Genomic DNA, 12,136 nt, shown 5'->3' with positions numbered 1-12,136 from the left:
TGAAATTTCTCCTACACTAAGGAAAAGGAGGAATAGCTATGTCTAACACAAATAAAAGAAAGAGAAAGCTTGTACCACCTAGTGAAATGGTTCATTTTAGCTGGGGTGGTCGTACCCAAGAATGGGAGGAAGAGGCGGATCAAATTATGCATACCCTACAAGACCAGCTAGACAACCAAGAAAGCAAAGAAGAACTAAAGAAAAAAATAGAATATGGTAAACAAAAACAATATTGGTAGTGTTATATAAGACAATAGATTCGCAATGTGCGAATCTATTGTCTTTACTCTATTTATTCTAAATAATCCTTTAATTTCTTACTACGGCTAGGGTGTCTTAATTTCCTAAGGGCTTTGGCTTCTATTTGTCGTATACGCTCCCTAGTTACTTCAAACTTCTTACCTACTTCCTCTAGCGTCCTAGCTCTTCCATCATCTAAACCAAAACGTAGGCGCAAAACTTTTTGTTCCCTAGGTGTCAATGTATCTAACACTTCAATTAGCTGTTCCTTCAATAGGGAAAAGGCTGCTGCTTCAGCTGGTGCTGGAGCATCATCATCAGGAATAAAATCTCCTAAGTGACTGTCTTCTTCTTCACCGATTGGTGTTTCCAAGGATACAGGTTCTTGAGCAATTTTTAGTATTTCACGAACTTTATCTTCTGATAAATCCATCTCTTCTGCAATTTCCTCAGGTCTTGGTTCTCGGCCTAATTCCTGTAATAATTGTCTAGAAACTCGGATTAGCTTGTTAATAGTTTCTACCATATGTACAGGAATTCTTATGGTACGGGCTTGATCTGCAATGGCTCTAGTGATAGCTTGACGAATCCACCATGTAGCATAGGTACTGAATTTATATCCCTTTGTGTAGTCAAATTTCTCTACTGCTTTGATCAAACCTAAATTTCCTTCTTGAATCAAATCCAGGAATAACATCCCTCTACCCACATATCTTTTTGCAATACTTACAACAAGCCTTAAGTTAGCTTCCACCAACCGTTTTTTAGCTTCTTCATCTCCAAGCTCCATTCTTTTAGCCAATTGGATTTCTTCGTCGCCAGATAATAACGCAACTTTTCCAATTTCTTTTAAATACATTCTTACGGGATCATCTATATTAACACCCTTTAGTAAGGCAACATCATCTTCTATGGGTTCCTCAACTACAATATCACTTTCTAATTCGATGTCGTCCACATCTATATCTAAATCATCTTCCTTTTCTCCCACTATATCTATACCCATCGTAGCTAAATGCTCATAAATTTCATCAATTTGATCCTTATCTATATCAATATCCTCTAGAGCATCCATAATTTCTGTATAGGTAATCATACCTCTCTTTTTACCTTTTTCTATTAATTTTTTTACTGACTCTTGTTTATCTTTATTTTCTTTAAGATTGCTCAATTTTGCTCCCTCCTTTCCTCCAACTGCAGCTTTTGTAGTTCTATATTGATTTTCATCATTTTTACACCTAGCTTTAACAATTGTCTTTCAACCTCTTCCTTATTTAAATTCTCCTTTTTCATAATAGCGCTTTGTTCTTCTTTAAGTTCTTTCCTTTGATAGAGGAGTTTGTATTTCTTCATATTCACTTTATACTTCTCTAATGATTTATTTATATCCATTTGCTGAGTGCTCATATGCAATATATCATTTATTTCTTCAGCTATATAGGATAAATCCTCTTTTATTTGTTGAAGCTGAACTATGTTATGATGATTCTCTATAATGTATTGAAGAACAGTTCTGTGGTGCTCAAGCACAAAATCATCTACCTGAATTCTTTGTAGAATATTTGGAATGACTTCATAGTTTGTTAACATATAGTTTAACAATTGCTTTTCAGCAATGATCTGACCCTTCTGTTCAGGTAACGGCACTGCTTCTATATATTTATTATTTCTTTTGTAATTGGAACTATACTTAGTATTATTGCCTTTATTTACGTTAGTCTTTCTACCATATATTTCTCTGAGGATAGCGTCTTTAGAGATATGAAATTTTTCCTCAATCTTTTTTATATAAGCTTCTTGTTCAATTGGACTTTTTATTTCCTTTATAATGGCTGCTATTGCCTTTCCAAATTTAACCTGATCCTCTAAGCTTCCTGAACCATACTTTTGTTCAGATAAATAAATTTTATAATCTATAAAGCTCAGAGCATGTTGAATTTTTTCTTCAAAAGCAGTTTTGCCATTTTTGTTAATAAAATCATCAGGATCTATATTTTCTGGTAATATTATTACTTTAATATCTATATCGACATTTTGCAGTATTTCTATACTTCTTAGGGTTGCTTTTGTGCCAGCCTTGTCTCCATCAAAGCATATAACAACCTCATTAAAATATCTTTTTAGTAGCATAGCATGATCTTTTGTTAGGGAGGTGCCTAAGGTTGCTATAGTATTTTTAAAGCCATATTGATGAAGAATAATAACATCCATATAGCCTTCTACTAAAATTCCTTGCTTATTTTCAGCGTGTTTTCTTGCTATATGCAACCCATACAACACTTCTCTTTTGTTGAAATAGGATGTTTCTGGAGAGTTAAGATATTTGGGAAGAGAATCATCCAATACCCTTCCTCCAAATCCTATTACATTTCCACGAATATCAAATATAGGAAACATAATACGATTTCTAAATCGGTCATAGTGTCCATCCTTTTGCTTGTTTTCAACAATTAATCCTGATTTTTCTATATCTTCCTTTTTAAAACCTTCCTTAATTAAATAATTCATTAAATGATTCCAACCATTTAAAGCATAACCCAACCCAAAGGATCTAATTGTTTTAATTGTTAATCCCCTCTTTATTAAATAGTCTAGGGCTTCATTTTTTCTTTGTACTAGGTTATCATAAAAACATCTTCCTGCACGTCTATTTATGTCATAATAGCTGTTTTGTTTTTTCCGATTCTCCTTTATTTCATTTGAGGTAGTTGCTTGATTTATATATATATTGGCACGTTGTGCCAATAATTTTACAGCTTCAACAAAGTCTAAATTCTCCCTCTTCATGATAAAGCCAATCACATCTCCACCTTCACCACATCCAAAGCATTTAAATACCTGTTTTTCACCATTTACCATAAAGGATGGTGTTTTTTCGTTATGAAAAGGACATAGGGCTTTATAGGATGTACCAGAAGCTTTTAAATCTACATATTGGGATATGACGCTTACAATATCAGTTTTATCTTTTACCTCTTGAATAAGTTCATCAGGAAAGTAGTTTTCCATTTATACCACCTAGCTAATTATATCTTTTTAATATATAATTCTTTTTTAATTTTAAATTTCCTTCTTATAATCATCATCTTCCTAGTGAAATTTATTTGTCTCATAAGGACTGTCGAAGTAATTTCGACATAAATCTCTTTAATTCCTTCTTATCTATTAAAATAAATAAATTCTGACAATTTTATTTTAATACTATGCTTTTAGAAATATTTAGGTGAAGGAATGACCTTTCCTTGAAATAATTTAATGGCATCATTATCAGTGCAGGCGGCTATATAATCTACAACTGCCCTTGATAATCCTTCTTTTTCTATTATATCAAGATAAAACGAAGACATTTCCTCTGGTTTTTTAGTCAAGTATTCAAATAGAAACTCTACAATATAAGTCGCTTTTTCTTTTTCTCTAATACACAATTCTGAATTATAAACATTTTTAAACATAAAAGCTCTTAATTCCATCATAGTTTCATAAATAGTATCTGTTTGATAAATATTGTTATCATTACCTAGGTCTAGTTGCCTTAATGTTTCATTGATAACATCCTTTACAAAGGTATTAACCCTTTGACTATGAACATCCCCCAAAACTTTTAGAATGTTTTTAGGAATATTTTCTCTTTTCAATATACCAGCTGTGATACTATCCTGAATATCATGGCAAAGATAGGTAATACGATCCACCAATTTTACTAATTTTCCTTCCATTGTTACAGGAATTCCTTCTCCTGTATGATGTAATATACCATCTCTTACCTCAAAGGTTAGATTCAAACCCTTTCCTTTTCTTTCTAACCTATCTACTATTCTTAAACTTTGCTCATTATGTTTAAAGGACTCTGCAACGTCATTAAGTATTTCTTCACCACTATGACCAAAGCAGGTATGTCCTAAATCATGGCCTAAAGCTATAGCTTCTACAAGGTCCTCGTTTAGCCTCAATGCCCTCGCAATGGTTCTAGATATTTGGCTGACTTCTAAGGTATGGGTTAATCTTGTTCTAAATGTATCATTATTTACAATAAAAACCTGCGTCTTGCCCTTTAGCTTTCTAAAGAATTCGCAGTGGATAATTCTGTCTCGATCCCGCTGATATGGGGTTCGAACATCACACTCTTCTTCTGTATTACTACGACCCCTAGTATTTACACTTAACTGAGCAAAGGATGATAAATATCTTTCCTCAAGACCCTCTGTGATTTGTCTTAGTTTTTCCCCCATATTTTCCAACCTTCCTTATATTGTTAATGTATATATACTACATTTATTCTATAATTCCTCTAAAATTCTCCCTATTTCTAAGGATTGTTCACTATTAAGTAATTTTGACATTTAACTATTTTCTATACACTACATTATATTATTGCTATATACCCCTTATACCCTATAAAAAATAGATAACCCAAAAGTAGATTAGAGGAAATAAAAAATGGAGGGAGGTTCTCCATTTTTTATGAAAATTGTTTTTTATTAGTAATAACCATCTGAACTACTGCTATTATAATAGACTAATTCCTATTTTTTACTATTATGAAACACTTCTAATTACACCCAATTATGTTCACTGCATTTCCTCTGTTAATAATATTATTAGTTATTGATAGAATCCTTAATATAAGATATAAGATGGGTATCCTATTTAAAAAACACTTTACTCTGAATTCATCAGGGTAAAGTGTTTTTTGGATTTTCATAGTAATATTTTTAATATTTATTAATCTTGATATCCTGATAATTGTTGCTGTGCAGCATTAAGAGAGTTTATTGCTTGTTGAATCTTGTTTTTATTGTCTGGTTTTTCTGCAGAATTAAGGGCTTGTTGTAATGTGTTAACAGTATTTTGTACTGATGACATACCTTGGTCAACATACTGTTTAGCTTTTCCTGGCATATGTTGCACCTCCTTTTATAATGTATTCAAAAATAGTATCTACCACAGAGTTATATAATATTCGTAGTGATTTTTTGCTAAAGGTAGTGCAGACAAAATACCCCAGTCATTTATGGTACAGTTCACCTTATCAGTGTATTGAGGGTTTTTTATGTTTTTTAACAGTTCAAAAGAACCTTCATCTTTAATCTATTTTGCCTTTATTTCAGGTTTTGTGCTGCATGTTCACCAGCTATACGTCCACTGGTTAACGCAAACTGTACCGCACTGCCAGACATATAAACTTGATTATATAATACTTTATTTGCATTTTCCCCAGCAGCATATAAATTATTGATCACTGAACCATCTTCCCGTAGAACTTGGTAGGTTTCATTGGTTTTAACCCCTGCAAAAGTTCCCATAGTTTTGCCATATAGTTTAATTGCATAGTAAGGAGCATTATTAACTGGAACTAAATAATCCTTACTCTTACCCATTGGGTCATTTCCAGTTTTTACCCCTTCATTGAAGGCTTCCATTGTCTTAACAAAAGCATCTACTGGTACACCCATAGCTTCTGCTAATGCTTCAAATGTATCTGCCTTTACTACTTCATCCGATGCTATTGCATCTTCAAGAGCTCCAGCAATATTTGCATTTGCATCATTAGAATCTAAAATTACCCATGGTGACTCTTGCTCTAAAATTTTATTTGTTGCTATTGAATAATGTATTTCTTCATTTGTAAAACGCTGGCCCTTCTCATTAACATAAACTTTAGTCCAATCCATCATCAGACCTTCGGTTCCTGGAACTTTAGTTCCTACACCAAGACCTATCACCCAAGGCTCTTCATATAATGCTGCTCCTATTTCTTCTGCCATGATTATACCGTCACCAGTACTACCAGCTGCTGCTGCACTTATATCTGCAGTTCCAGCAGCCTCTGGGATAAATCTTTCCAATAGCTCTTCGCTCTTAGCATATCCTCCAGCTGCTAATACAACTTTTTTTGCATGAATAGTTACTTTTCCATTCTTTCCTTCTGCAATGACACCTATTACATTACCATTCTCATCAGTCATTAACTCCTTAGCTGGAGTTTCTGTCAATATTTCAATTCCTTCACCTAAAATGAAATTCTCAATATTTCGGGTTAAAGCAGTTCCACCATTTGTACTGCCATCCGTCTCAGAGAAATGTAGTCTCTCTACTGGATCAAGTCCAAATCCTGCTATACTTCCATAGGCATGACCTATATAATCTACTAGCCACTCTGTAGTAACAACTGCCGCATCCATAAACTTATCTACAAAATTATAATCTGGATATTTGCCATCTGGGTTACTTGTAGCCTGCCGCTCTTTCCAAAGGTCCATCCAGGATTGTTTACTGTCTTTAATACCTCTCTCCTCTTGGAATCTTGTTCCGGTAGCAGAAATACCTCCCCCAGATAAAGCTGTAGAACCACCTACATTTGCTTGCTTTTCTAAAACAATAACCTTTGCTCCATGCTCATGGGCTGAAGCTGCTGCTGCTAGACCGGCTCCACCAGCACCTACAACTACCACATCAGTTGTCATTTCAATGGCATTTTGCCCGCTATTGTTAGAAACTTTATTGCCCTTTAGAGCTTCTACATCACCACCCGCCTGCTTGACAGCATCTTCTATAGCAGCAAGAATAGCTTTAGAGGTAACGGTAGCTCCTGATACTGAATCCACAGCTAATGTTTGGCCATCTACAACCTCTTGAGGTATACGTTCAATTGAAACGTCACTAATACCCTCTGACTCACTGTGCTCTACAATCTTAACAGATACAATGGCTGTATCACTAAATTCTACTTCCACCTTCACATCTCCATTGTGCCCCTGAGCTGTTCCTATATAAGTACCGGCTTTATAAATAGCATCTACTTGATTTGTGCTAGGCTGAGAACATCCAACTAAACCAACAATCATAGCTAAGCATAATAAAACACTTAACACTTTAATAGATTTTCCCTTCATACTATACCTCCTAATTTTTATTATTGCATTTGATATGCTATAGAAGTAAAACAATCTAAAGTTTGTTAATTGACTAACTATAGCATTTAATTTAATTGTACTTCCTTGAGTTAGGACTGTGTCAATATACTAAAATCCATGTATATGCAAAATAAAACATAAAAACCTTGTGCTAACTCAAGGTTTTTATGTTTTATCCTTATATAAATATATTACCTCTAGCCTTTACTCATTTTTTTGTTTTCCTACCTACATAAGCTAGTTTATATACCTCAGTACTCTTCATTGGACCCTTATGTTGAAGATCCTTTAAAACAGGCCCTATATCTATTAGATCCAATATTGTAATGTCTAGGGAATCTAATATTTTTAAGATTTTACTTCTGCTAAATAGATCCTCATTTTTTAATTGTATATTTTCCTTAGCTTTTTCATTTTGCCCTATATATTGATATGCGCCGCTAATAATACCCTTTTCTTTTAATAGTGGTAATATCATATCAAGTAAAAACTTCCCTTCAGACTCCAAATAGGTTTTGCTCATACCAAAATCAACTACAATATCCATGGATGATTGTGTAATTGGTAGTTTATGAAAATCGCAGCATAAAAATATAAAGTTCTTATGATCATAATACATCTCTAGATTATTTTTCAATTTAAGTATTCTCTCTTTATCATAATCAATAACTATATAGGTGGAGGTAGGGGGTAGGTCTTTTATATATTGTAAAAGAAAAAATCCTACACAATTATCCAGCTCCATAATGTATTTAGGTTCTTCCTTATATTTGTTTATATATTCTATTATTGTAGCCATTCCCTTGTACAGAAAGTTAACAAAGGTGTAAGAGCATTCAGATAAAAATTCCTCTTTAGTGGGCATTTTCTTCCCATTTATCATTTTTGTGCGGGGAGCACTTCTATCAATATAAACCCCCTCTTGAATAATAGCATTATAGCCACAGCTGCAATTTATATTTGCATCAATAATCATACTTTCTTCTATGCTTCCATCGGATATTTTAAAAGAAGCTTTACAGATTGGGCATACTAATATACTTAATGCCGCCATAGGTAAACCTAGCCTTTGCTTTGCTCTTAATTCTGCAGATTTTATCTCATTAATTTTAGAATTTAAATAATCATTCATTCTATTATATTTTGCAAGTTCATTTGTGATTTCATTTCTCTTGGATTCTAAAAATGGTAGGTATAAATTTCGAAACACATCTGTATTTGTGCCACTTAAGCGCTGAAATATCAGTATGCTTTGAATTTCATTTAATGAAAAATCTATTGACTTTAACTCTATTATTTTTTTTATATCCTCACTATCCGCTTTAGTAAACTTATACTGACCACCCTTTTTTTCTGTAACTAATAAGCCAATATCTAGATAATACCGGATTGTATCCTGAGTGATTCCATGCTTTTTGGCAAACTCACCAATTCTCATCTTCATCTCCTCTTCTTCTCCCAATATATTAAATATCTATTTGTTGACAATTATAGTTTGATTATAAATGAATCATGGTAATATTTTAGCAGTTTTCCCTTATAAAATCAAAAAAACCTATTTATTTTATATGAAATAAATCTCCTATGTATTCTTAATTTTTTATATGTAAAAAACCCATAGTATATTTTAAATAAAAACAGGATATTGCACTTAAAGTCACTAATGAAATTAAGTGCAATACCCTATACTTTTTATAGCACAGATAGTCTCAAGTACCACTCTATCAGGATTTTTCAGCTATCATATACTATTTGCTTTATTATTTAGTTGCTCTTGGATGTTTTTTAGGCGCCTGTACTTCTATCATTAAGGCCCAATCTCCATCTTTACTATTATGGAACGTATTTTAATCGTGTATTTGATAATTATTTTTTTACTACCATATATTGTTCTATCTTCTTCTATTTCTAATCAAAATCAATCTCATTAGTTGTGCGATTCCACTTGCCATAGCGGCTACATAGGTTAAGGCTGCAGCTCGAAGTACATTTTGTGCTCCTGTTGCTTCTTCTCCAACAATAAAACCATTAGCATTAAGTAATCGTAAAGCCCGGCTACTGGCATTAAATTCTACCGGAAGGGTGATCAACTGAAAAGCTACAGCAGCTCCAAAGAGTAATATACCAATATCCATTAGCCCACCAAGGCTAGGAATCAGTAACCCTACCATTATAAACCCCCAAGCTGCAGAAGATCCAAATCTTGCAATAGGAAATACCATGTTTCTTAGAGATAGAGGGGCATATCCATTTGCATGTTGAATTGCATGTCCTACCTCATGGGCAGCTACACTAATTGAGGCGATAGAGTTTCCTTGGTAAACTTCTCCTGATAGCCTTACGACACGTTTAGTTGGATCGTAATGATCACTCAGTTGTCCCCTTGTCACTTCAATAGGTATATCTTGTAACCCATGTTGATCTAAAAGCACCCTAGCAACTTGAACTCCTGAGTATCCCTTTCGTGTTGGAACTCTCGAATATTTAGTAAAATTGGATTTTACCCTTCCTTGAGCATAGAGAGTAAGAATAATGGCGGGAATTAAAATAATCACTGTTGGATCAAATCCCCAAAATCCATATGAATAAAACATCTTGATCACTCCTTATAAATTGTATGGTTTTATTCTACAATCTGAATGTGAACTATATATGAACTAATGGAATATTATATCATTTTCCCTTGAGTTTTAACCTCCACATTTTAAGGTAATAAACAACCTTATCCTTTATTCCAATTTAATTTTTCTTATGATACCACCATCTTCTGAATGAATATGAAGATATATATCATTTTTTCTTGTTATAGCTACTTCCACATAACAATCACTACAAAAATAACTATTCTTATGCAGTCTTCCTATATTTATTCCTCCACAATTAGGACAGTTCCTCATCATTTCTTTCTGGTTTAATTGATTCATCCTACCTCCTCCAATTTTTTTGATAAGCTTAGGATTAGACTTAGAATCCCCGTATTCTAAGCCTAATCCTTCTTTATAATATTAAATTGATAAAATCCTCATAAATTCTTCTCCTGTTATAGTTTCTCTTTCTATAAGATATCGAGATAATTCATGGAGTTTATCCAGATTGTCCTTTAATATATTAATAGCTTTTTCATGGGCTTTTTTAATGATATCCAGTACCTCTTCATCAACCTTAGCTGCAGTTTCTGATGAACAGGTTAAAGATGTATCTCCTCCAAGGTACTGATTAGAAACAGTTTCTAATCCCATCATGTCAAAGTTTTTGCTCATCCCCAACCGTGTCACCATCATTCTTGCTATTTTCGTTGCCTGTTCAATGTCATTAGAAGCACCTGACGTATAGGTTCCAAATATCAATTCCTCTGCAGCACGTCCTCCGGTATAGGTTGCAATTTTATTAAAGGCTTCTTCCTTTGTCATCAATACATTTTCCTCCTGGGCTATCTGCATTGTATATCCCAGAGCTCCGGAAGTCCGGGGAACAATTGTTATCTTATGGACAGGTGCAGACTCCATCTGATTTGCAGCAACAATTGCATGGCCAATTTCATGATAAGCAATAATCTGCTTTTCCTTTAGTGAAATAACCGCTCCTTTCCTCTGATATCCTGCAATAACAACTTCTACTGCTTCTTCTAAATCGCTTTGCACTACATAATTACGTCCACATTTTACTGCCCTAAGTGCCCCTTCATTGATAATATTAGCAAGCTCTGCACCTGAAGCCCCTGATGTCGCCCTAGCAATGGCATTAAAATCAATCTGACTATCTACTTTTATTTTCTTAGCATGAACCTTTAGGATAGCCTCCCTACCAGAAAGGTCGGGCAGCTCCACCGGTACACGACGGTCAAACCTACCTGGACGTAGCAATGCCTTATCAAGGGATTCGGGTCTATTGGTTGCCGCAAGAATAACAACACCCTGTTCTCCACTGAAACCATCCATCTCAGTTAGTAGCTGGTTTAGGGTTTGCTCCCGCTCATCATTTCCTCCTAAACCTCCATTATCACGTTTCTTACCGATGGTATCAATCTCGTCAATAAATATAATGCAAGGAGCCTTGGCTTGAGCCTGTTTAAATAGATCTCTTACTCTTGCTGCTCCCATACCTACAAACATCTCAACAAACTCTGAGCCTGAAATTGAAAAGAAGGGAACCTTTGCCTCACCAGCCACAGCCTTTGCAAGAAGGGTTTTACCTGTACCAGGGGGCCCCACCAGCAAAGCTCCCTTGGGCATAATGGCTCCAATTTCCTTATATTTAGATGGGTTGTTGAGAAAATCTACAATTTCAGTTAGTGCCTCCTTCGCTTCGTTCTGTCCTGCAACATCGGCAAAGGTTTTTCCTGTTTGAGTTTCAACATAGACTTTGGCATTGCTCTTGCCAAGACCCATCATACCTCCACCCATATTTTTACTCATAGATTTTGTTAATATTTGACCGAGAGCAATAAAAATCATGATGGGAAAAATCCAGCTTAACATAAGGCTTACTATAGGTGAATTTTCCTTTGGGATGACTCTAGAAAATGTAACTTCAGCATCATAGAGACGGTTCACTAATTCTGGATCATCCATCCGACCTGTTACAAATATCTTTTCCTCATCTTCATAGTTCAAAGCTGTAAAGGCAATTTGATTTTCCTGGATTTCTACAGTTTTTATGCTACCATCTTTAATCTTTTCTAAAAATGTACCATAATCTACTTGCATAATGTTTCTTTGTACTATTAAGGGAAAAATAAAGGCGTTTAGAAGCATAACTATCATTATTGTTGCTATATAATAGTAAATCATTGGTTTTTGGGGATACTTTTCTTTTTTCATGTCACATTCTCCTCTGCAATCATTTTTCTATATTTTTATTGGACTAAATCATTTTCTTGATTATGAAACTATTGTATAGCTTTAATATGAACTAAGTATGAACTATTAATAGAAATTAGCCCTAGACATAAAAAACATGCTATATTCGATAATTGATCAATA

10 protein-coding genes are annotated in these 12,136 nt (G+C 34.1%); 1 reads left to right on the top strand and 9 read right to left on the bottom strand.

Translation table 11 applies throughout. The features are described 5' to 3' along the window. Positions 1 to 38 precede the first annotated feature (38 nt). On the top strand, positions 39 to 239 hold the full coding sequence (locus BLS22_RS05750) for a hypothetical protein (protein ID WP_090551863.1): 201 nt from the start codon (positions 39 to 41) through the stop codon (positions 237 to 239). 53 nt (positions 240 to 292) lie between these two features. On the opposite strand, the gene rpoD is transcribed toward BLS22_RS05750, so the two are convergent. The 9 genes from rpoD to ftsH all read right to left on the bottom strand — a co-directional run bounded on the left by rpoD (position 293) and on the right by ftsH (position 11,974). After that, entirely contained in the window at positions 293 to 1,411 is a 1,119-nt protein-coding gene (rpoD, locus tag BLS22_RS05745; protein ID WP_090551860.1) for an RNA polymerase sigma factor RpoD, read from the bottom strand. Continuing rightward, complete coding sequence (gene dnaG, locus BLS22_RS05740; protein ID WP_090551857.1) at positions 1,408 to 3,249, bottom strand: DNA primase; 1,842 nt, start codon at positions 3,247 to 3,249, stop codon at positions 1,408 to 1,410. The genes rpoD and dnaG overlap by 4 nt, the downstream gene beginning before the upstream one ends. A gap of 200 nt (positions 3,250 to 3,449) precedes the next feature. Continuing rightward, complete coding sequence (locus BLS22_RS05735; RefSeq protein ID WP_090551854.1) at positions 3,450 to 4,469, bottom strand: deoxyguanosinetriphosphate triphosphohydrolase; 1,020 nt, start codon at positions 4,467 to 4,469, stop codon at positions 3,450 to 3,452. Between the two features lie 493 nt (positions 4,470 to 4,962). Then, a complete protein-coding gene (locus BLS22_RS15055; protein ID WP_176762072.1) occupies positions 4,963 to 5,139 on the bottom strand; it encodes a hypothetical protein in 177 nt (58 codons plus the stop codon). Positions 5,140 to 5,339: 200 nt separating this feature from the next. Continuing rightward, positions 5,340 to 7,133, bottom strand: coding sequence for an FAD-dependent oxidoreductase (locus BLS22_RS05730; protein WP_090551852.1), 1,794 nt, complete (start codon positions 7,131 to 7,133; stop codon positions 5,340 to 5,342). A 229-nt stretch (positions 7,134 to 7,362) separates the two neighbouring features. After that, on the bottom strand, positions 7,363 to 8,598 hold the full coding sequence (locus tag BLS22_RS05725) for a MerR family transcriptional regulator (RefSeq protein WP_090551847.1): 1,236 nt from the start codon (positions 8,596 to 8,598) through the stop codon (positions 7,363 to 7,365). Between the two features lie 448 nt (positions 8,599 to 9,046). After that, entirely contained in the window at positions 9,047 to 9,748 is a 702-nt protein-coding gene (locus tag BLS22_RS05720) for a zinc metallopeptidase (protein WP_090551844.1), read from the bottom strand. A 135-nt stretch (positions 9,749 to 9,883) separates the two neighbouring features. Next, positions 9,884 to 10,078, bottom strand: coding sequence for a hypothetical protein (locus BLS22_RS05715; RefSeq protein ID WP_090551841.1), 195 nt, complete (start codon positions 10,076 to 10,078; stop codon positions 9,884 to 9,886). An 81-nt stretch (positions 10,079 to 10,159) separates the two neighbouring features. Continuing rightward, positions 10,160 to 11,974, bottom strand: coding sequence for an ATP-dependent zinc metalloprotease FtsH (gene ftsH / locus BLS22_RS05710; RefSeq protein ID WP_090551838.1), 1,815 nt, complete (start codon positions 11,972 to 11,974; stop codon positions 10,160 to 10,162). Positions 11,975 to 12,136 lie beyond the last annotated feature (162 nt).

Origin of the sequence: Natronincola ferrireducens, from assembly GCF_900100845.1 — a bacterium.
Taxonomy (GTDB): domain Bacteria; phylum Bacillota; class Clostridia; order Peptostreptococcales; family Natronincolaceae; genus Natronincola_B; species Natronincola_B ferrireducens.
Note: the sequence above shows the minus strand (reverse complement) of the source record. Positions and strands in the feature narration are given on the sequence as shown.